The following is a 22518-nucleotide window of genomic DNA, read 5'->3' on the forward strand; positions in this document are numbered from 1 at the left end:
CTCCTTACTATTTAAAAAATGAAAAGTAAATTTTAATATAATCTTGTTATGAAATTTACTTATAGCCTTCTATAAATTTCATAACAAGACTTTTTATATTATCATTATAAATTTCTATATTATCTATTCTATGATTTTCTAAATCTTTTTCAGGGGTCAACCATATTGGTTTCATACCTGCAGATAACGCTCCTAATACATCGTTATGAAGTGAATCACCTATAAACAGTGTATTTTCAACGGATACATTAAAAGCCTTAGCGACATATTGAAACGATTTTCTATCAGGCTTCTCAATATTTATTTCTTCTGAAATATAAATATTTCCATCAAATATTTTTTCAAGATCTAGTCGGCTTATTTTTTCTCTTTGTTCCCAAATTTTCCCATTTGTTAATATACCTATTTTCTTATAGTATTTTAAAATGTTAAGTAGTTCAATGAGTTCATAATCAGGGGTTATGTAAGATAACATATAATTAAAAAATGTTGCGAAGTATTCCTTAGCTTCTTCGTAACTAATATTGATATTAAATTTTTCTAGCGCTTTTATTAACCTTAAATACCGTAGTTGGTCTAAAGTGATTTGACCAGAATCATGTTGTTTCCAATAGTATTCGTCATAGTATATCAATATACGATTAAATTCTCGGTAATCAAGGTTTTTAGTGTATTCAAAATCCTTAAATACTTCTTCGTTGGCCTTATTCCAATATTCATGAAACGGGTATAATGTATTATCCAAATCGAATAAAATTAATTCAACATCTTTATCCATCTTTCCACCTCAATAATACAATTTATATTAGTATTTCATTTACTATTACCTTTAGACGTATAATTGATTTCCTTAATATTCTACTGATAAAATTCACTACATTCAGGTTTATTCAAGTTATACTTTCCAAAAACTATCTCTATACACAAACTATTAAAGTCACAGTTTTCTTCAGCAAGCATCTAAACTTTTTATATAAACTTCAATCGATAAATATAAATTATTGTATGGAGGCTAAACAATATGCATGAAGTAAAGCTTGTGTCGCTTTTAAAGAATCTATATGTGTACGTTCTAATGCATGTGACGATTCAATACCGGCACCGAACAAACCATGTCTAATATCAGCACCAGCTTTTAATGCTGCAGAAGCATCTGAACCGTAATATGGATAAATATCTACTTTATAAGGAATTTTGTTAATTTTACATAAATTAACAAGTTGCTCACGTAGCCCTTTATGATATGGACCTGAAGCATCTTTTGCACAAATAGACACTGTATATTCGTCAGATGTTTGACCATCACCTAGAGCCCCCATATCAAAAGCTATAAAATCAACAATTTGGGGTGAAATTGAAGCATTTGCACCATAACCAATTTCCTCATTGTTTGAAATATAAAATTGTGTCGTATGAGGTAGAGTTAAGTTGTCATTTTTGATGGTTTTCAAAAACTCTATAATCATTGCAACGCTTGCCTTATCATCTAAATGGCGTGATTTTATAAAGCCTGATGAAGTTATTCGCGTTCTTGGATCGAAACTTATAAAGTCACCTACATCAATCCCTAATTTTTTGGTGTCTTCTTTGGAGAATACTTTTTCATCTAATCTAACTTCCATATGTTCAATATTTCTAGGTATATCATCATTGTTTCTATAAACATGTACACTTGTCTCGTGTAAACAAATGGTACCAGTGTATGTATGTCCTGATGAAGTTTCTATTTCACAATACTCACCTTCAATTGCGTTATAACTAAAGCCGCCAATTAAATCCAATGCTAATCTTCCATCTTCTTTAATTTCTTTTACCATAGCACCTAATGTATCAACATGTGCAGTGATACATTTTTGTGCTTCGTCGTTCTCACCTTTTACGCTAATCAACAACGCGCCTTTGTTGGTCAAAGTCGTCGTATAACCCAACTGTTCAACTTCGTCTTTAACGTAATTAATGGCCTCTTCTGCGTGTCCTGACGGGCTATTAATTTCAGTTAATGCTTGAATAGTGGTGAAAATTGATTCAGTCATGCAATCCCCTCCTAATATATATAAGTCTATTTTAACTTTTATCTTTAAAAATTGGTATAATTGTACGAAAATCCTTAACACTTATAACTAAAATAAACTTGTTTAATTCTTAACTAAATTTAGTATCCTTTAATGAAATCAACTTGATTAGATACTGATTCATTATTTTCTAATTTTTTCAATGTGTTACAAAAACATGATATGGCATCATCGATATCTGTTAACGCTGAAATATGAGGAGTAATCGTAACATCTTTCCTTTGCCACAACTCAGAATTCTCTGTTAATGGTTCTGACTCAAAGACGTCTAATACAACATGCCTTAACTTTCCTTCATTTAAAGCGTCTAGTAAGTGGTCCGTATCAACTACTTTCCCTCTACCTACATTTATAAAATATGCATTGTTTAAATAATTAAAGTGATGTTGATTTAATAGCTTTTCTGTATCTTGTGTTAATGGTAAGGTACTAATTATATAATTTGAGCGTTCAAGTATTGTATGAGCATTTTCTATATTACTTATTTGATTAAAATACGCTTTATTTTGGCCACTATTTGAAATGCCATTTACAGTTGCCCCAAACGTTGAGAATACTTCTGCAATCTTTTGGCCTATCTCACCTGTACCTAGTATTGTTATGATTTGATCCTTCAATGAACCTGGTGATTTAACAGACCAAACTTTAGCTTTTTGCTGTGCTTTAAATTGGGAGTGATATTGTAAATCAGCTAATATATAACTCAAGCAATACTCACTCATTTTTTCTCCGAAATCACTGATTGTTCTAGTTAACAGAGTATTGTCCCAACCAGAAATGGCTAAATAATTATTCACACCTGCATTAAATGTGTGCACCCATTTGACTTTAGAAGGTTCAAAATTTACATTAGGAGCAAATCCTACATATGTATCTGCCCAGTTCATATCCTCTTGTGAAATGACATCGGTCGATTTAAAACGTAAATTATACTTCTCTAGCTGTTTCAAATATGGCTGAAAATCAAATTTGTGTGGACCTGCAATTAAAATGTTCTCTATTTTCAAATTTTACACTCCCTTTATTTTTTGAATATCATTATAAATAGTCGTATTTTAAAAATTATCACTATACTTATCATTTATTACGTTGTACATTGTTTACTTTCTCTTACTTTAGCATAATTCTATTTGGTTTATGTTCTTATGTTTCACATATTCATTTCTTATCTATTTGTGTTAGGTAATATTTCGTATTGTCAGCTCTAACAATTCATTTTCAATAAAATTATCACTATGATTTTAAAGTCGTAAAATATCATTAGTGGTGAAGCAAAAATTTCATCACGTATTGCGTATTAGTAATACCTACTATACAATATTACTATTCTGAAAATTTTGATAGAGGTGATTCGCTTAATGAAACAAATACTTTTCGTTGGTCTAGGCCTAATCGGCGGCAGTCTAGCGAGTAATTTAAGATACTATCATAATGATATAGAAATTACAGCATTTGATGCTGATACATCTCAATTAGATAAAGCTTTATCTATTGGTATCATTGATTTTCAATCGACAGACTATAAATCAAGCGTCGAAAATGCAGATATCATTATATATGCAACGCCCGTACAACAAACAATAAAATACTTACAAGAATTACCAAGCTATCAATTAAAGAAAAACGTTATTATTACAGATACTGGTAGTACAAAATCAACGATTCAACAGTATGAACAATTTCTTTTAAAACATGATATTCACCTTATCGGTGGCCATCCAATGGCTGGTAGTCATAAATCTGGTGTATTAAATGCTAAAAAACATTTGTTTGAAAATGCTTTTTATATACTCGTACATAATGAACCAGCTAATGATCTAGCTTTTGAAGAAATCCAAGATCTATTGAAAACAACTGATGCTAAATTCATTTCAACAACTGCAGAAGAACATGATTTTGTTACTGGGATTGTTAGTCATGTCCCGCACATTATCGCTTCAAGTTTGGTTCATTTAAATGCTCAACATGTGGATGATTCTGCTTTAGTGAAAACATTGGCTGCTGGTGGTTTTAGAGATATCACTAGAATTGCAAGCAGTAACCCAATTATGTGGCGTGATATTACAGTTGAGAATAAAGACACTATATTAAGTATCTTAAAAGAATGGAAAGATCAAATGGGAGAAGTTATATCGTTAATTGAGCGTAATAACGCCGAAGACCTTCATGCTTTCTTTAATGATGCTAAAACTTATCGTGATGAACTTCCCCTTAAACAACAGGGAGCGCTTTCCGTGGAGTATGATCTATATGTCGATATTCCGGATAAACCAGGTATGATTAGCAAAGTGACAAACATTCTGAGTTTACATAATATTTCTATAAGCAACCTTAGAATTTTAGAAGTTCGCGAAGATATATACGGAGCATTGCGTATTAGTTTTAAAAATCCTGATGACCGTAAAGCTGGCGCTGAGGCACTCAATGACTTTGATACTTATATTGGTTAATATATGAAATTTTATAAGTGGGGCTACGAAATCATTTTTGGTAGCCCCACTAGTTTAATAGTTTAAACAATGGTTTTTAGGTTTATCTGAGCTATTGCTCATGCATAAGTCCCAGTAGAATTTTTCTTAGAATACAAGCATTTTTACGCTTGTATAAGAACTACTAAAACTCTAAGTGGATTACATGAACTAAATTCATTATTAGAATTACTAATTTTCATGAAATGAAAAAGTAGTTCTATAGAGAAGTGAGACTTTACATCTTATGGCCTGCCATAAGACCAAGACGACCATGTTTTGTACCTGCATCTGTATAAGATACCGCTTTAGAGACAATTCCTCGTCCAAATTTCCGATGTAAGGCGTCTATAGTTTTAGCTAGCTTTTCATTTCGTTTTCTTTCGTACTCATCAATAAATAAATTCAATTGTCTATCTTTCTCATCGATGAACTGAGTTAAAGAAATACTTACTGTACGGAATAATGCATAATGGTCACATAATTTATCTGCAAACCCTTCAACCACTTTATACATATTATCTTCTAGATTTGTTGGATCTTCTAACGTATACTGTTTGCTTATGCCTCCTTCATCACTGTAACCAAATGAAAATTGAATCGTCTTAGCTAATTGATTTCTCCCTCTAACACGACTAGCAACATCCTCAATCAATTCACGCATAACTACTTTGGCTTCGCTGTAGCGATAATCTCGCATGAGTATTTGACTCTTACAAATAGATGGATTCATCACTTTATATTTATCTCGCACTCTACTTTCATCAATTCCATTTGCATGTAAATGTAAATCGATACCAACGACACCTAAGTCTCTTTTTAAATACGTATAAGAATAATGTGCTAGGTCGCCAACAGTAAAAATTCCTCTTTTATTCAATTTAGCCTCTGTTCTTCTGCTAATCCCCCAAAATTTGCTCAATGGTTGAATTGGCCAAAGTTTTTTAGGTACATCTTGATAACGCCATTCTGCAATTAAACTATCGTTATGTTTGGCTTCTATATCCAGTGCAATTTTACTCAATAACATATTTGAGCCTATGCCTATTGAACAATTAATACCTGTTGCTTCTTTAATTTCAAGTTGTAATTTTTGACAAAATGAATGAACCGTACTACTAAATCTATGATAACTATTCGTCACATCCATAAAGAACTCGTCTATACTGTACTGATGTAAGTCTTCTGGTGCAATATATTGCAATGCAATTTTTGATATTTCTATAGAAACTTCCAAATATTTTCGCATGCTTGGATTAATTATATAAATGTCATTTCTATGTGGTATTTCAAATAATCTAGATCCAGTTTTGATACCTAGTGCTTTTAGTGGTCCTGTGGCAGCTAATACTACTGAACCTTGTCTTTTAGTGTCAGCAACCACTGCTAATTTTTCAGTAGTAGGGTCTAATCCTTTTTGAATACAAGATACACTCGCAAAGAAACTCTTTTGATCTATACACAAGACGTCTCTTTCTTCTACTAGATTATAATCATACATATCAAACAACCTCCCTGAATTAACTCTATTATATACGAACGTTTGTTCTTAATCAATATAAAAAAGAACAAACATTCCTGTGGGTTATTTTTATAATTTTTCGAATTTTCGTGATATAATATCTTTAAATTATTTTAGGAGGAATTACATATGCCAATCGTAAATGTAAAATTATTAGAAGGTCGTTCAGATGAACAACTCAAAGACTTAGTAAGTGAAGTAACAAATGCAGTTGAAAAAACAACTGGTGCTAATAAAGAAGCAATCCAAGTAGTTATAGAAGAAATGAAATCATCACATTATGGGGTTGCAGGAGTTAGAAAATCTGACCAGTAGTAATAATCATTCTATTACTAGAATATGGACTTATCTTGTCTAAAAACAAGAATTTTACAGTAAAAAAGTAGAACAGAAATCCAATTTATTTAAAAACATTTCATTGTTCTATCTCTGAAGATAAAAGATTTACTTGAGCTAAAGATCATACATCAGTGGCTGTGCCATCGCATATTTTACTAACTGGCTAAGTAAACGCGATAGATAATAAATAGGCGACAATAGCCAACACTATAAAAATCCCCCTTATTATGACAATAGTAAGGGGGATTGGTATATTAATGCTAATCTTTTTCGTTAAATATATTATAACCTCATGCTAAGTAAAAATGCAAAAAACTTCACCAGTATTATATTTCTTACTAAGCATCTTTACTTGGACAGAAACTAACGAAATACGATAAAAATCAAGTGCTATATTACTTCTTTGTCTTACACTTACATAGCAACAATATTATTCATCCAAGAATTTCTTAACTGCCTCTTTGTTTTTCTCTTTATCAATTTCTAAAGCACTGCCATCCGTTGGTGACTGGATATCTTGATAAGTACCCTTAATTGGTAATGTTATAGAATCTACATTCTTATCGCCACGAATACCGAAATTTAATCCTGATTGCACCAATGCAGAATCCGGCATATTGGTGTTTAAATAGCCTCTTAAAATACCTGCAACTCTAGGTAACTTGAGAATTGAATCTACACTCACAAGTTCCTCTTTTAGCGATTGCATCACTTGTTGCTGTCTACGGACACGTCCAAAATCTCCTTCAGGATCATGTCTAAATCTAGCATAACCTAAGAGCTCTTTACCATTTAAACGATGATGACCTTTTTTCAACGATACGCCAATATTTTTTGACATGTCTTTTTCAACGTCTATCGGTACACCATTCGGTTCCAGTTCATCTATCATTTTCTCAAAACCAGTGAAATCTAAAACAGCGTAATATTCAGGATCAATACCTAAATTTTTCTTCAACGTTTGTCTTAATAATTCTGGTCCGCCGATGGAATATGCAGAGTTAATCTTATGTTGCCCATTTCCTGGAATATCAGCATAGATATCACGCATTACAGACACCATCTTCATCTTTTTATTAACATAATCGTACTGAGCGATCATAATAGAATCTGTTCTAGAAATACCACCGTCTTCGGCGTCTGCTCCTAATACCATTACCGTAATCTTACCGTCATTTTTAGCGGCACCATTAAATTTTTCTTGCTTTAATGTTTTCCCATGGTCTTTTGCATAATTAATACCGGAATTATAACCATGTACTGCATAACCTACGATAATTGCTAAAATCACAATAAAAATTAAAATGATTATTGGTAATTTCTTAATCCGCTTCTTCTTAACCCTACGCATAGGCGCTTCTTTAGTGTTGTTTCTTGAGTTTGTATTACTTCTTTGTTTGTCTTCATTCATTAGTATCAACCTTATATCTTCAAAATTGCACTGCTATGTACTATAATTAACATATATTAAAGTTATATAAAAAGAGTATAAAAATCAAGTGATATCTTTATATATGGTACTAAGGTCTAATACGGAAAGGATGTTAAGCATGAATATTAATAAAGCATACTTCGCTGGAGGTTGCTTTTGGTGTATGGTTAAACCCTTTGATACATTTGAAGGCATAGAAAAAGTAACCTCTGGGTACATGGGAGGACATGTAGATAATCCTTCATATGAACAAGTCAAAAGTGGTAATACCGGCCATTTGGAAACTGTCGAAGTCGAATATGATGTCGCATTGTTTTCCTACAACAAATTATTAGAAATTTTCTTTTCTGTAATAGATCCCTCTGATGAAGGCGGACAATTCCAAGATAGAGGTTCACACTATAAAACTGCTATCTTCTACACAAATGAAGATCAAAAAGAACTGGCAGAAATTTATATTGAGAAATTAAAGGATACTATGGATAAAGACAAAGCGATTGCAACACAAATTCTACCCGCTTCTACATTTTACGAAGCAGAAGCTGAACATCAAGATTTTTACAAAAAGAATCCTGAGCGTTATGCAAAAGAACAACAAGAGCGTCAAAAATATGAAAAAGGGTTAGACATCTAATTTACATCAAATCCTTTTATTAACTTCATTGAAATGGTAGTAACTTTAATTTTATAGTCAATTCGTGTCAACGCAATAACTGAGATAAAGCTATTTATATAAATTTTAAAGCCGGAGTAGTGTTTGCTACATCCGGCTTTATTATAGATTATTGCCAATTAATTTTGTTTTTTCTTTTCTAATGGGATTTTGTTTTTCTTCTCTATTTTCTTACCATCAAATAAATTCATTACTGTTTTAATACTTTCCTCTCCCATTAAATGAGGTTGTTGCGCAACAGTAGCATATAATTTATTGTTTTCTACCGATTTAATTGCATCCTCGTTACCATCAAAACCAATAACTTTGATATCCTTATTACCCACCGCTTCTACAGCACCTAGTGCCATTTCATCATTTTGCGCAAAAATAGCTTTGATATCTGGATGTGCTTGTATAATGTTTTGCGTCACATTCAATCCTTCTGTTCTATTGAACTTAGCACTTTGCTTCGATACCACATCAAGTGATTTATCGGCTACATTATGAAATCCTTTACCACGTTCTCTCGTTGCACTTGCACCGGGTATACCTTCTAATTCAGCAACTTTCGTATTTTTACCTAATTGCTCTACAATTAGTTGGCCACCCATTTCTCCACCTTTAACATTATCTGAAGCAATAAATGATGCTACTTCTCCTTTAGCAACTTCCCTATCCAAAGTAACAACTGGGATGTTTTGATCATTCGCAATTTGTATGCTACCCGAAATCGCATCTGAATCTGTTGGATTAACGATAAGGTAGTCTACGTTTTGTTGAATTAAATCATCAATATCATTTGATTGTTTTGCTGCATCATCTTGTGCATCAGCAAATTTCACTTTGGCTCCTTGTTTTTTCGCTTCATCCTCAATACCATCTTTTATTTTTACAAAAAACGGATTATTTAACGTAGATAGACTGACGCCAATTACAATTTCAGATTTTTTCTTGTTTGATTTATCTTTGCTATTATTTTCTAATGGAGATTCTAGTGAACACCCTGCTAAAAGTAACAATATTGCAATAGCACTAATAAATACTTTTTTCATTAAATGACCTCCTCTATGATTTATTCTTTCTATCTATTAGCACTGCAATAATAATTACAACACCTTTAACGACTTGTTGATAAAATGAAGACACACCCAATAGATTTAAACCATTGTTTAGAACGCCTATAATAAGCACACCGATTAAGGTGCCAAGAATGCGTCCTTTACCGCCTGTAAGTGAAGTACCACCAAGTACTACAGCTGCAATAGCGTCTAATTCATATGACATGCCCGCTGTTGGTTGTGCAGAATTTAAACGAGATGTTAATATTGCTCCTGCCATCGCAGACATTAAGCCAGCTAAACTATATATCATAACCTTCAACTTATTTACTTTGATTCCTGAGATAAATGCCGCTTTTTCATTACCGCCCATAGCATAAGTCTGTCTACCAAACACCGTTTTATGTAAAATAATATATAAAATAATAAATGTGATAAACATCGTAACTGCTGGTACAGGTATACCTATAAAGTAGCCACGTCCAAATAGTTGAAATGCATAACTACCATTTAAATTTGTAATCGGATTACCATCAGTAATAACCAGTGTGACCCCTCTAAATACGGTCATTGTTGCTAAAGTTGCGATAAATGGTGCCATCTTACCTAATGTAATTAAAAGCCCGTTAATCGCTCCTAAAATAGCACCAAAGATACAACCAATTAACAACGCAACAATTGAATCAACACCAGATACCATTAATATGGCTATCATCGCACTAGATAACGCAAGGGTGGAACCAACTGATAGGTCTATCCCCCCTGTTAAAATGACGAATGTCATACCAAATGCTATTAAACCATTAATGGATACTTGTCTTAATAAATTAAACAAATTAGATGGTTCTAAAAAAGCACTGTTTAATGCACTTATAATAATGACTAATAATATTAATCCAATAAATGGTATAATTTTTTCTAAATATGAAAAAGATAACTTAGATTGATTCATTTATTTTCCCTCCAGTAGCTAAAGTCATAATACGTTCTTCAGATAATGATGCCTTATCTAATATCCCTACAATGTTACCTTCATGGACAACAGCAACATTGTCACTCATGCCAATAACCTCAGGTAACTCTGATGAAATCATAATAATAGACATTCCTCGTTCTGTAAGTTCATTCATTAATTGATATATTTCTCTTTTAGCACCTACATCAATTCCTCTAGTAGGCTCATCTAAAATCAATACACGTGGTGCTGTCGCTATCCATTTAGCTAAAACTACTTTTTGTTGGTTCCCACCAGACAAATCTATGCACGCATCATCTTGTTTGCCTTTAATATTTAATCGCTTAATCATTTGCTGTGAATATTGTTCCATTGAACCTTGAGCTAGAAATCCTGATTTTGAAAAACTTTTTAGCGCAGGTAATGATATATTCTCTAAAATAGAATCTTGTAAAACTAATCCTTCTTCTTTTCTATTTTCAGTGATAAAAGCTAAACCATGTTTTATAGATTGGTTAGGATTTTTCATGTAAATATCTTTACCATTCAATTCTACTTGCATAGTTCCTTTATCTAGCCCAAACAACACGCGCATAATCTCTGACCTACCTGCACCCATTAACCCACTAAAACCTAAGATTTCTCCTTTATGCAACTCAAAGTGCACCGATTTTAGATTATGCTCATTTGAACTAAGCTCCTTAACAGAAAGAACTAATTCATCTTGCTTATAATCCCTTTCAGGATATTGGTTATCTAAATCTCTACCTATCATCGCCTTAACGATTTGTGGATGTGTTGTAGATTCAGTAGCAGACGTTAAAATAGAGCGACCATCTCTCATAACGGTAATACGATCAGAAATACTAAATATTTCTTCCATTCTATGTGAAATATAGACAAAAGATACGCCTTCACTTTTTAACTTTTTGATTTGTTCAAATAACACTTCTATTTCATTATTTGTTAATGCAGCAGTTGGCTCATCCATTATAATAACTTTAGCCTCTTGCATAAGCGCTTTACTAATTTCTAACATTTGTTGCATACCAACCGATAAATCTCCTGCTAATTGATTTAAATCAATCGTTATATTCAATTTTTTAAATATCTCTTGTGCTTGCACCCTCATGGCTTTATTATCTACAATACCGAAAAATTTAGTTGTTTCTTTTCCTAGAAATAAGTTTTCTAATACTGTCAAATTAGGCCAAATATTCAATTCTTGTTGTATAAATGCGATGCCATGGCTTTCAGCATCTTTAGTATTTTTAAAATGAATCGGTTGCCCATTTTCTACTACTGTGCCACCATCCGCTTCATAGACACCTGTTAGAATTTTCATTAATGTACTTTTACCAGCACCATTTTCCCCCATTAATGCATGGATTTCTCCATCAGCAATTTCAAAATCTACACCCAACAACACATCATTTTGTCCAAATGATTTATATATTTGATCCATATTAATCATTATTAATCACCCCTTTAAAATAAAACGCCGCTCTTTAATATCGCATTAGCAAAAGGTTTAGCTTCGCCTGTTCTGATAATAGATTTAACTTTGCAACTATCCGCTTTTAACTGTTCATGAGATACAGTACTAATATCAATGTTTTCTGACACCAATTGTATATAGAGTTCATCATTTTGCTTAATCATTTCATTAGCAATCGTTACTTGCTCAATTACCATATGATTCTTTATTAAGTGAAATACTTCTAAGAATGATGGTTTCCCAAATTCTAAGGCAAGGTCTATTTTCTTAACCCCTTGTGGTACTGGCAAACCACAATCAGCAATAATAATTTGATCTGTATGACCTAAATCACTTAGCAATTTTGAAATTTCACTATTTAAAATACCTGTTTTATACATCAAACCACTCCTTTTTTATGTAACCCGTTACATGTTACGCATTAATGACGTGTACTCGATCTCTTTATTACGGAAATTGCTACTTTTTCTAGTTCGACACAATCTTGATGATCATACAATTTAAGTAACTTTGACATTGCTAGTTCTCCCAAACGATAAGCCGACTGATCGATTGTACTAATTTTGGGAAATGTCATAGTTGAAAATGGTATATTATCATACCCTACAATTTGAACATCCTTTGGAATTTGCAAGTTATGTTGTTGAAGTATCCCCATTACTTTAATTGCTAATAAATCATTACTGCAGATAATACTATCTATATTGTGTGTCCTAATTAAATTAATAAATGAACCTTCATCGTTTAAATCCTGCGCTAAATATGTTTTATAGTTAATACCATGTTCTTTAAAAATTGACACTACACCTTTAACGCGATGTTTAAAAGCATCAATAGTTAAATCTTCATGTACGACTAGACCATAATTACAGACTCCTTCAATAACAAGCTCTGCTTGACATTGTCCACCTTCATAATGATCAGTTGAAACACCTGATATTTCATTATTAGTTCGGTCGACAAATACAAAAGGCATATGAAGAGGTTCTAACATATTTTCAATTATATTTTCGTTAAGTGCAGTAGTAATCATGCCAGCGCAATTATGAGATACAAATGTTGTTAAATAGGACTTTGCTTTTTCTATATCATTATCACTGTTACCAATTAAAACTTGGTAACCATGTTCAACAGCAACATCTTCTACTCCCCTTGCAATTAACGTAAAGAATGGATTACTTATATCTGGTAGGAGCAATCCAATCATTTTTGATTTTCTTTTGTATAATGTTCTTGCCGCTTCATTTGGTTGGTAATTCAGTTCTACAATTGCACGATCAATTTGCAATCGCGTTTGTGCTTTAACATACCCAGTATTGTTAATCGCTCTAGAAACAGTTGCAACTGAGCAACCAGCTAATAGCGCTACATCTTTTATCGTTGTCAGTAAAATCACCCCTCTTATGTAACCGTTTTCATACTACCACATATTTTCTCTATTTAACAGAAGTTTCCATGATTAATTTATTAAATTATTTTTTGTTTAAAATAAAAAATCAGCGTTAATCCGTGTGATTTATCACTATAAACGGAAGTCTTTTTTGACCTGTCACTTAGAATAAGTAATAATACATATAAATATTAATAAGAAAACGCACGTATAATATCTCCATAATAAAGTGAATAAGATTTCAATACACTATTGAAAGCGTTTTCTATTGATGATATATTTATATTGTACCTTTAACAAAGGGGTAACGAGAAATTCAAATGTAGTTAGAATCAAAATGATATTTAAAAGGGTAACAATTGTTAGTTTATTAAAGTAGTTAATAACTTCTCCAAAGGTTAACTACACAAACCATTAAGCACTATTAAACTCCTTAAAAAGCACCCCACATGCATATGACATGTGGGGTGCTTTATGTTGTACTTTAACTATTTTTTCTAATGATACGCATTACTTTTAACATGCTCACCCATAATGAGTGGCGTTTACGATAAACGAGAAATCTTGGCTCCCATTTCGGATTAAATTTCTCTTTATATCTTCTGAGACCTTGGAATCTATATAGGCCGTTGAAATGTTCAAACACACGCCCAGCGATTCTTTCACCATAAAATGAATAAGGAATTTGCCCAACATTAGATAACGTCGCCATTCCCATATTAAAATGTTCATAGCTATTAGCTTTTGACCAAAGTAGCATATTCAAATATAAACTATCCATTAATGGCAACTCAATGTCTTGTTTCCAACGTATTAAATCAACTGAAATCACGCCACTATAGTAAGTTGGCATCAATGTACAGAAAGCAATGATGGATTGTTCATTATTTTTTAACACGCCTATCGGAGCTTGTGATATATAATTTACGTCAAAACTACCAACAGAAAAATGCATTTCATTTTTATCAGCTAACCATTCATCACTTATGGCTTTTAAATCAGTAATCATCTGTTGTGAGAAAGGTGGCTTCACCACTTCAAATGAATAACCCAAATCATCAAGTTTGTTTAGCGTCGCTCGCAAACCACGCTTTTTCTTCCCTGACGTTGTAAATGTCGTTAAATTTATAATAGCTTCTTCACCTAATTTAAAGAATTGATTACCAAAACTATGATAGAGTGACATGTATTTATCCGTTACTTGATAAAAAATAATATCATAACCTAAATATTCCGCTTCTTGATAAAATGATTCTAATAAATTGTAAAATGATTCTGTATTACCAATTGGATCACCTAAAATAATATACGTATTATTATGATAACGATACATTACAAAAGCATCTTCATTGTCATTTATAAAAAATTTCTTATCTCCACTGTACATTAAGTGACTTAAATAGTTCCCATTATATTTATCAATAATCGCTTCACAGGTAGCGATGTTATCTCTACTATTTGATAATCTATATCTGTATTCAAACCACCATACAATAACACCAACTATAATTGCTACTAATAAAATAGTAATCCAGAAATAATATCTCAAAATAGAAGTCAGCATTTCAATATGATAAATATCTAAGGAATAAAACGTACTCTTAACCACAAGATGATTAATATAAAGTATTATCGTACCTGTAAAAATACTTAATAATAACTTGGAATATCTAAACGGTCGTTTGATAATCCGAGCCCGTTTATAAAATACAAGCAATAATACAAAGATCACTGTAAGCCAACTTAATAGTATGAATGATGCATACGTATAAGCCGTTGCAATAAATATAAACAATACAGAAATAATTGCGAATAGTATCGCACGTTTAGATAATTTATATACGCCTATGACATTTAATAATAATAATAAACAAGCACATGTATGAATTGAAACAATAATATAATAGATATAGTGATTTGAATCATATAACCCATCATAAATAATTGTTAAATTATTCAAAAAGAATACTAAACTCGTAAATAGCAATAAAAGTGCCATAGCAAAAGATGGTATACGTGCAATTATGTCCTTTTGATATGAGCCTAATAAAGACGTCATATCTTTTACTGGCACTAATATGCGTGAATCTTCCCAGTAACGTTTGGCAGTACTACGGAATTCAAATGTAGATAAAATCAATGCAATAAGTACAGGGAATAAATAATAAGCAAAACGATAAAGTAATAAACCTAATACGATTGCTTCCTCATCAATATTTAATGCCTTCAAACCTAACAGTACAACTAAATCAAATGTACCAAATCCACCAGGAATAAAACTAATTAACCCCGATAACGCTGCTAGAATAAAAATCCCCATAAAGGTAGCAAAAGGTATTTGAACACCCACGATAGCCATTGCCATGTATAACACTAATGCTGCAACAAACCATTCAACACCTGAAACAATTGTGCAATATACGCCAAGCAATCTATGTGTTTTTTGTACTGGCTTAATTATAGTAAATACTACAAATATTGGTAAAAACAATGCTACTACGTACATTAACCACTTAACCCATGGATACGGTGTGAAAATATGTGAAATATCAAAGACATGAATCACTACTAAGATAGAAAGCAAACTCAAACCAGTTAACATTGAAATTAAAACAATAGAAATGGTATGTAGAAGCGCTTTTTTATCTTCAGTTGTATTCTTATAAAATAGGAAACGTACACTAGCCCCTATAAATCCCCCAAAGCCAACAACAGCATTTAAAGCATTTACAATATAACCAATTCTAATCGTTTTACCTAAACCAATTTTTAACTTTAATGTTTTAGCTAAAATCACATCATACATTGAAAGCACTATAATAGATGCGCCACCACTAAAGAACAATGCAACGAGCCAAAATCTATTAATTTTACTAAATGATTTTATTGCGTCTTTGAGATTAATATGTGAGAGCTCTTTGTATAAAATAATAGCAACAATTGTAAATAACGTAAATGCGAATGCAATTTTTAATATAGAAAATAATTTGCTTCTCAATTCTTTTGACATCTTTTCACTTCACTTTTAATAATCTAATCGTTCCATAAAAATATAGCACAAGAACAATACATAATAAATAAAATTTTTAATAATAACTACTAACAAAATTGTTAGATATATGACTTAATTTTAAATATCATGAATTAAACGTCATTAAATAAGGTAAAATTCTCAATAATATAGCCATATAGCACAAAACTTCCATGTATAACGACAATCTAATTCAGTAAGTTAATAAATCATCATGAAAATAATTAAGGACGAGACAAGAACCACATTTTAGAAGTTGATTTCATCATCTCGTCCTCAATAGTTTTTATAACTATAGTATATTATAAAAACGCCTATAGATTACAGTATGTACCTGCATTATATCTATAGACGCTTATCAATTTTGTTTACTAGCCTACTGCTTTAGTATGAACACTATTATGATATAAAATCGAAATTAAAATATTGTTTATTGTCAAAGCATACTGAACAAAATTTATAATAATTTAACGAATTTCTTCATCCGTAGTAATTTCATATTCTCCAGCATCTTCACCATAATACTTATTATATCTACGTTTAAACATAGTATATAAATGTGAAACCAAGACTTTTAATATTGCATAAGCCGGTATACCTAAAATCACACCTACAATACCTAATAAGTTACCTGCACTTAACAAGATGAAAATAATTGTTAGTGGGTGTATTTTAAGTGTTTTGCCCATGACATTAGGTGAAATTAGATGACCTTCGATAAACTGAACAGCCGTCCAAACTACAATTAATTTCAATAACATAATTGGGGAAGTTATTAGCGCAATAATAATTGCTGGCGATATTGCAATTGTAGGACCAATGTACGGTACCACACTTGTAACAGCAGCGATTGATGCTAAAATCAAGCTATAATCTAATCCAATAATGCTATAACCTATAAATAATAAAATACCAATACAAAATGATACAATAATTTGACCTTGAATATAAGAACCAACTTGAACACTCATTTTGTCTAATAAATCATGATAATCTTTTCTGAATTTAGGTGGCATTAATTTTGTAGAAAACTCTTTAAAACGATGTCCATCTTTTAACATAAAGAACAACACAAATGGTGTTGTCGCAATGACTACACCAACATTTACAATTGCCTCAGCAAAATTCTTAACCTTTGAACCAAATCCGTTGAAGTAATCTGAAACCATAGATGGCAATTTGTTAGCCAACGCATCCAATTGTTCTTGAATTTGACTATAGAAATTCGATATCAAGGAATACTTTGTAACACTATCTATAAATTGATTGACTTTATCTACATATAATGGGAAATTATTACCAAAACTTCTAAATTGAGACCCTATTACAGGTATCAAAAGGTTAATAACAAGTGTTATGACACCTACAATCAACAAAAATAATATAATTACGCCCCATAATCTAGAAATATTATAACGTTCCATTAAATTGACTAATGGATTCAATAGATAATATAGAATCACTGAAACAATAATAGGTGCAGCAATAGTATTAAAAATAATGATAAACGGTTTGAAAATATAAGATACTTGATCAAATATAAATATAGCTATACCTACTAATATTAAAATTAACAAACCAAAAAGTAAGTCTTTGCCACCCGCAAACTTCATGAAGCGGGTTTCAGGGAAACTAAGTTTTAACTTATCTTTACCCTTCTTATTTTCTTGTTTTACATTGTCTTCATTCGACATATAACTCACCATACCTTAAATTAATTCTAGAAATAGTAATTACTTGTTATGATTATAAAAAGAAGGTACAAAACTCTATTATAAAAAACTTTAATAGTTTATTGTACTATGCTTAATAATAACACATCCTCTATATGACAATCATCTATTATACTAAATTATGATTGTCATCTCGCTTCTGCATAGATTATTCACTATTCCATTACAATTAAACACATTTTCCAAATTTTTCTAAATAATACTTAAATTAAAAGTATTATTGAACACAGAAAGCTAAATCGTTAAAAATCATGTATTTTAGTACAAAAAATAAGGCCCTTTCGTATAATAAAATTACCACCACATAATTTTAAAATGAGGTGACTTATGTATAAAGGTTATAACATGACTCAACTTACATTACTATTGTAAACTTCAATATTTCATAAAAATCAAAGAAAACACCAATTTCTATATATACTCAGTAGAAATTGATGTTTATTCTTTATTCAGAGATATTTATGCCCCAGAGACTTAAAAATTACTTTATTTTCATTTTTACGTCGTTGCTTCATTACCAGTATCACTATTATCTCGAATATTAGCAAGGTGTTGATTAGCTTTCTTTTTCGGAATAGGTACAATGTAATTTCCAAATGGTAGCTTGCCAATTAAGTATACAATGAATACTGATAAAGCAACAGATGCTATAAATACACCCATAAATTTACTTTGAGCATCGATGTCTTCAACAAGAGGCAAACGCTTCACGAATTGGATTGCTACATAATGTACTAAATAGACGCCCATAGAGTAATTTCCTATTAATGTGAGTGTACGCAAAATTATTTTATTTTTCTTTACATGTTCAAACATGTAGTTAAGAAATACAATAAAAAACGGGATATAAATTATATTTGAAACATGGATTGAACTGTGTAAATCGTCTAAATCAATACTGATTAATAAATCAATAAATAATATACCTATAATAATTGAAAGTAACGCCTTATATTTGAATATCAGTACTTTTATTTCATTGTAAAATTTTGCGTAAACAATACCTAAAACGAAAAAGGAGATCCAGTTCATAATGAAGAGTTTATCATTTACAAATCGTTCTACTCCACCGCCGCCCAATGAAACTGGTCCCATCATTATCCAAACTATATTAGCAATAGTTGCAACTATGAATAAAGTAATAATTGGCCATCCTTTTTTAAATTTGTGTACAAATGGAAATAAAAAATAGAATTGTATTACAGTTAATATAAAATATAGATGAAAGTTTGCCTTACCGAATACAAAATAATTTATTAATTTACCATCATCTTCTAAGTTATGTAAAAAATAAGCCCTGTATAATAAATAAAAAATTGTCCATATAATATAAGGAATTAAGATTTTGCTAAACCTTGATTTTATAAAATAATTCAAGCTAAAGCCTTTATGAATGACAGAAATAGTTAATAAAAAAGCACTAACTACTGCAAAAATAGGTGTGCCTAACCTTGCAATTTGATTTATATACCCTAACCCATCTGAAGTGAATGAGTCTCCTGAAAGTGCGATACTATTAACTGTATGGATAGCCACAACAAGCATAGCTGCCACTGACCTAATTATAGGAATTTCATCATAGTACTTAATACAAAAACATCCCCTTTAAACAAACCAACTTTAAAACTAATTCTATGATTTTTAATTGGTATAGTAAAGTGAATTTGCATACATAAATAAAAACATAATACTTTCATTACACGCAATTAAAATTCTTAATATCAACTTTATAATATGCAACTAATTACACATTTAGTTTTCTATAAACTCTAAATTTGTCATAGATATTAACAATATATAATAAATATAATTACGATATTAAAAATACGACGTCACATCGTTTAGTGACATCGTATTTTTGAATGTAAACTATTTAAAAACTTTAATCATTAGATGTATTCGTATGATCAGCAACAACCATAAAATGGTAGACATGCAAAGTTAAATAAATAACTTCTGCATCATATATTTTAACACCCAATTCCTGCTGTAACATTTTCATTATTTTTAATGCGATATTGAAGCATAAAGGATACTGAGTTTTCAATAACTCTTCAAAAGCATTTGTTTTTTGCAAATTTTCTCCAGTTCTCAATCTTTTAATTAAAAATTGAATATGCCTAATAAAGCGCTGATACTGGACTGTGTCTTTTTCTATTTCATGTTTTAAATCATGTTCTAGAATAAATATACTTTTATTAATCAAACGATTAATCAGTTCCATTTCACGTATAGGTAAAGTTTCGGTATTAGAAGCTATATGTAATGCTATAAAACCTATTTCGTCTTCCGGAAAATTCACATCTAATACATGGTTTAAACGAGCTATTACTTTTTCAGCAATGCCATATGCCTCTGTATATAATTGCTTTGTTTCTACAACAAAAGGATTATTTATTAATTGATTTTGTTTTAATCGGTTATATGCAAATATAATATGATCAGTTAAAGATATGACCAATTTTTGATTATCTATCTTCATTACTGAATTCGTAATAATATTAACAGCTTCAATTACTGCTTGAATTAATGTGTCATCAGCTTGTTCAACCAGAGATTTATAATGGTCTTGTTGAGACTTTTGATCTAATATATACGTTTTCTCAACTGTTTGATTTTCTTGCAAAGTCATGCCACTTTTTTTATTAAAGCCAATGCCTTTAGCAATGAACACATATTCTTCTTGTTCCTTTTTACAGATAATAACATTATTATTTAAAACCTTAGTTATCAGGTAATCACTCACATGAATCATCCTTCTTTTTCTGTCAATCAATATTATATAGTGTATTTTCAAAAATTGAAAGATATAAAAGAGCCTTCCAAATTCTCACTAACCAGTGATCTATTTGAAGGGCTCTATATGTTGATATAAATAATTTTTAATTATTTTTTCATACCCCAACTTTCAATACCGAATAAATTAATTTCTAATTCTTCCGGTTTGAAAACAGGTTTTTTACCAGCTTTACGTTGACGTTGGTAGTCATTCATCACTGCAAAAGCAATATTAGATAGACCTATGATGGCAACTAAGTTAACAATTGCCATTAATCCCATAAATACATCAGCAGTACCCCATACAGTTTCAGTTTTAATGACTGCGCCGACAAATACAAGAACAACGACTAAACATCTAAATATAAATAATATAGATTTATTCTTAGATAAAAATTCAATATTAGATTGACCATAATAATAGTTACCGACAACTGAAGAAAATGCAAACAATGTAATTGCAATTGTTAAGAAAATTCCTCCCGCACTACCTAAGTGTTCATTTAAAGCTGATTGCGTAACAGCCACACCTTGTGCTGCATTTTCACCAAACTCTAAACCAGTGTATAGTAATATCATTATCGCTGTAGCAGTACAAACTAACATTGTATCAAAGAATACACCTAATGACTGAATTAATCCTTGTTTAACTGGATGAGGTGCAGCTGCTGTTGCAGCAGCATTTGGTGCAGAACCCATACCAGCTTCGTTTGAGAACAAACCACGTTTCACACCTTGGAGAATTGCAGCACCAACTGCTCCACCAGTTGCTTGTTCAAATCCAAATGCACTTTTAACAATAGTTGAAATCATTGGAATAATTTGATCATAGTTTATGAACAATATCACAACGACTAAACCAATATAAATAATTGCCATAACAGGTACAATAATTGAAGATAATTTTGCAATGCTACGCACCCCACCAAAAATAATTGCGGCTGTAACGATCGCTAATATAATACCTGTAACCACAGGACTTACATTATATTGTGTTTTCAAAGATTCAGCGATTGTATTTGATTGAACCGTATTAAATACAAATGCAAAAGTAATAGTAATTAATACTGCAAATACAACACCTAACCATTTTTGATTTAAACCTTTAGTTATGTAGTAAGCCGGACCCCCACGGAAGCCACCATCTTCATCAGGCACCTTATATACTTGCGCTAAAGTTGCTTCAATAAACGCACTTGCAGCTCCTATAAAAGCGATAACCCACATCCAAAATACTGCGCCAGGACCACCGAGTACGATTGCAGTTGCAACACCCGCTATATTACCAGTTCCAACTCGAGAACCTGCACTAATTGCAAATGCTTGGAATGGGGAAATACCTTTCTTACCATTATCCAAAGTTTCAGGTTTCTCACCAATTGCACGAAACATCTCTGGTATCCATCTTAACTGTACAAATTTCGAACCAATCGTAAAGAAAATACCCGCTGTTATTAACAGTCCAATTAGGTATTGTGACCAGATTAAATCATTCCCGACTTGAACAAATGCCTTGAACCAATCTGGAATTAAACTATCAAAATCTCTCAATTTAATCCCTCTCATCTATGTAATTTTTAATTTCTA

Annotated in this window: 19 protein-coding genes; 4 read left to right on the top strand and 15 right to left on the bottom strand. The window is 31.3% G+C overall.

The features are described 5' to 3' along the window. Positions 1-55: 55 nt before the first annotated feature. The 3 genes from ACSUE0_RS04835 to ACSUE0_RS04845 all read right to left on the bottom strand — a co-directional run bounded on the left by ACSUE0_RS04835 (position 56) and on the right by ACSUE0_RS04845 (position 3079). The gene (locus ACSUE0_RS04835; RefSeq protein WP_436956327.1) at positions 56-778 is read right to left on the bottom strand and encodes an HAD family hydrolase; all 723 of its coding nucleotides are present in this window, start codon (positions 776-778) and stop codon (positions 56-58) included. A 220-nt stretch (positions 779-998) separates the two neighbouring features. Further along, positions 999-2033, bottom strand: coding sequence for a M42 family metallopeptidase (locus ACSUE0_RS04840; protein ID WP_436956329.1), 1035 nt, complete (start codon positions 2031-2033; stop codon positions 999-1001). Positions 2034-2152: 119 nt separating this feature from the next. Continuing rightward, a complete protein-coding gene (locus ACSUE0_RS04845; protein ID WP_436956331.1) occupies positions 2153-3079 on the bottom strand; it encodes a D-2-hydroxyacid dehydrogenase in 927 nt (308 codons plus the stop codon). A 351-nt stretch (positions 3080-3430) separates the two neighbouring features. Here ACSUE0_RS04845 and ACSUE0_RS04850 point away from each other — a divergent pair, with 351 nt between their 5' ends. Continuing rightward, positions 3431-4522 (top strand): prephenate dehydrogenase, encoded by a 1092-nt coding sequence (locus ACSUE0_RS04850; RefSeq protein WP_436956333.1) that lies wholly within the window; start codon positions 3431-3433, stop codon positions 4520-4522. A 256-nt stretch (positions 4523-4778) separates the two neighbouring features. Here ACSUE0_RS04850 and ACSUE0_RS04855 read toward each other — a convergent pair whose 3' ends face one another. Further along, positions 4779-6041, bottom strand: a complete 1263-nt coding sequence (locus ACSUE0_RS04855) for a Y-family DNA polymerase (protein ID WP_436956335.1) — start codon at positions 6039-6041, stop codon at positions 4779-4781. Between the two features lie 150 nt (positions 6042-6191). Between ACSUE0_RS04855 and ACSUE0_RS04860 the strand changes: the two genes are divergently transcribed. Both ACSUE0_RS04860 and ACSUE0_RS04865 read left to right on the top strand, forming a co-directional pair. Beyond that, positions 6192-6377 carry a 2-hydroxymuconate tautomerase gene (locus ACSUE0_RS04860; RefSeq protein ID WP_017724403.1) on the top strand — a complete coding sequence of 62 codons (186 nt, stop codon included), beginning with the start codon at positions 6192-6194 and terminating at the stop codon, positions 6375-6377. A 151-nt stretch (positions 6378-6528) separates the two neighbouring features. After that, a complete protein-coding gene (locus tag ACSUE0_RS04865) occupies positions 6529-6585 on the top strand; it encodes a type I toxin-antitoxin system Fst family toxin (protein WP_119614717.1) in 57 nt (18 codons plus the stop codon). Positions 6586-6831: 246 nt separating this feature from the next. On the opposite strand, the gene ACSUE0_RS04870 is transcribed toward ACSUE0_RS04865, so the two are convergent. Beyond that, positions 6832-7812: an LCP family protein gene (locus tag ACSUE0_RS04870; protein WP_436956337.1), complete on the bottom strand. Its 981-nt coding sequence runs from the start codon at positions 7810-7812 to the stop codon at positions 6832-6834. Between the two features lie 139 nt (positions 7813-7951). On the opposite strand from ACSUE0_RS04870, the gene msrA reads away from it, so the two are divergent. Further along, entirely contained in the window at positions 7952-8467 is a 516-nt protein-coding gene (gene msrA / locus ACSUE0_RS04875; protein WP_436956339.1) for a peptide-methionine (S)-S-oxide reductase MsrA, read from the top strand. 158 nt (positions 8468-8625) lie between these two features. Here msrA and ACSUE0_RS04880 read toward each other — a convergent pair whose 3' ends face one another. The 10 genes from ACSUE0_RS04880 to ACSUE0_RS04925 form a co-directional block, all read right to left on the bottom strand. Then, a complete protein-coding gene (locus ACSUE0_RS04880; RefSeq protein ID WP_436956341.1) occupies positions 8626-9540 on the bottom strand; it encodes a D-ribose ABC transporter substrate-binding protein in 915 nt (304 codons plus the stop codon). 13 nt (positions 9541-9553) lie between these two features. Then, positions 9554-10498, bottom strand: coding sequence for an ABC transporter permease (locus ACSUE0_RS04885; RefSeq protein WP_017724399.1), 945 nt, complete (start codon positions 10496-10498; stop codon positions 9554-9556). Then, positions 10485-11975: a sugar ABC transporter ATP-binding protein gene (locus ACSUE0_RS04890; protein WP_119614715.1), complete on the bottom strand. Its 1491-nt coding sequence runs from the start codon at positions 11973-11975 to the stop codon at positions 10485-10487. The genes ACSUE0_RS04885 and ACSUE0_RS04890 overlap by 14 nt, the downstream gene beginning before the upstream one ends. A gap of 14 nt (positions 11976-11989) precedes the next feature. Then, complete coding sequence (gene rbsD / locus ACSUE0_RS04895; RefSeq protein WP_119614716.1) at positions 11990-12379, bottom strand: D-ribose pyranase; 390 nt, start codon at positions 12377-12379, stop codon at positions 11990-11992. Positions 12380-12420: 41 nt separating this feature from the next. Further along, complete coding sequence (locus ACSUE0_RS04900; RefSeq protein ID WP_182475174.1) at positions 12421-13395, bottom strand: LacI family DNA-binding transcriptional regulator; 975 nt, start codon at positions 13393-13395, stop codon at positions 12421-12423. A gap of 478 nt (positions 13396-13873) precedes the next feature. Further along, entirely contained in the window at positions 13874-16399 is a 2526-nt protein-coding gene (gene mprF, locus ACSUE0_RS04905; protein ID WP_436956345.1) for a bifunctional lysylphosphatidylglycerol flippase/synthetase MprF, read from the bottom strand. A 488-nt stretch (positions 16400-16887) separates the two neighbouring features. Further along, complete coding sequence (locus ACSUE0_RS04910) at positions 16888-18114, bottom strand: AI-2E family transporter (protein ID WP_119615187.1); 1227 nt, start codon at positions 18112-18114, stop codon at positions 16888-16890. Between the two features lie 537 nt (positions 18115-18651). After that, positions 18652-19743: an acyltransferase gene (locus tag ACSUE0_RS04915; protein ID WP_436956444.1), complete on the bottom strand. Its 1092-nt coding sequence runs from the start codon at positions 19741-19743 to the stop codon at positions 18652-18654. Positions 19744-20035: 292 nt separating this feature from the next. Beyond that, positions 20036-20899 (bottom strand): glucose PTS transporter transcription antiterminator GlcT, encoded by an 864-nt coding sequence (gene glcT, locus ACSUE0_RS04920; RefSeq protein WP_436956347.1) that lies wholly within the window; start codon positions 20897-20899, stop codon positions 20036-20038. Positions 20900-21039: 140 nt separating this feature from the next. Further along, the gene (locus ACSUE0_RS04925; RefSeq protein ID WP_119615039.1) at positions 21040-22482 is read right to left on the bottom strand and encodes an alanine/glycine:cation symporter family protein; all 1443 of its coding nucleotides are present in this window, start codon (positions 22480-22482) and stop codon (positions 21040-21042) included. Between the last annotated feature and the right edge of the window lie 36 nt (positions 22483-22518).

It is taken from the genome of Staphylococcus sp. AS1337 (assembly GCF_051408735.1).
GTDB classification, from domain to species: domain Bacteria; phylum Bacillota; class Bacilli; order Staphylococcales; family Staphylococcaceae; genus Staphylococcus; species Staphylococcus xylosus_B.

Bases quoted from the DNA above. Each gene is read 5' to 3' on its own strand.
- mprF (WP_436956345.1), bottom strand. From the start codon at position 16,399: ATGTCAAAAGAATTGAGAAGCAAATTATTTTCTATATTAAAAATTGCA.
- rbsD (WP_119614716.1), bottom strand. From the start codon at position 12,379: ATGTATAAAACAGGTATTTTAAATAGTGAAATTTCAAAATTGCTAAGT.
- ACSUE0_RS04860 (WP_017724403.1), top strand. From the start codon at position 6,192: ATGCCAATCGTAAATGTAAAATTATTAGAAGGTCGTTCAGATGAACAA.
- ACSUE0_RS04850 (WP_436956333.1), top strand. From the start codon at position 3,431: ATGAAACAAATACTTTTCGTTGGTCTAGGCCTAATCGGCGGCAGTCTA.
- ACSUE0_RS04840 (WP_436956329.1), bottom strand. From the start codon at position 2,033: ATGACTGAATCAATTTTCACCACTATTCAAGCATTAACTGAAATTAAT.
- ACSUE0_RS04880 (WP_436956341.1), bottom strand. From the start codon at position 9,540: ATGAAAAAAGTATTTATTAGTGCTATTGCAATATTGTTACTTTTAGCA.
- ACSUE0_RS04870 (WP_436956337.1), bottom strand. From the start codon at position 7,812: ATGAATGAAGACAAACAAAGAAGTAATACAAACTCAAGAAACAACACT.
- ACSUE0_RS04855 (WP_436956335.1), bottom strand. From the start codon at position 6,041: ATGTATGATTATAATCTAGTAGAAGAAAGAGACGTCTTGTGTATAGAT.
- ACSUE0_RS04885 (WP_017724399.1), bottom strand. From the start codon at position 10,498: ATGAATCAATCTAAGTTATCTTTTTCATATTTAGAAAAAATTATACCA.
- ACSUE0_RS04910 (WP_119615187.1), bottom strand. From the start codon at position 18,114: ATGTCGAATGAAGACAATGTAAAACAAGAAAATAAGAAGGGTAAAGAT.
- ACSUE0_RS04835 (WP_436956327.1), bottom strand. From the start codon at position 778: ATGGATAAAGATGTTGAATTAATTTTATTCGATTTGGATAATACATTA.
- ACSUE0_RS04890 (WP_119614715.1), bottom strand. From the start codon at position 11,975: ATGATTAATATGGATCAAATATATAAATCATTTGGACAAAATGATGTG.
- msrA (WP_436956339.1), top strand. From the start codon at position 7,952: ATGAATATTAATAAAGCATACTTCGCTGGAGGTTGCTTTTGGTGTATG.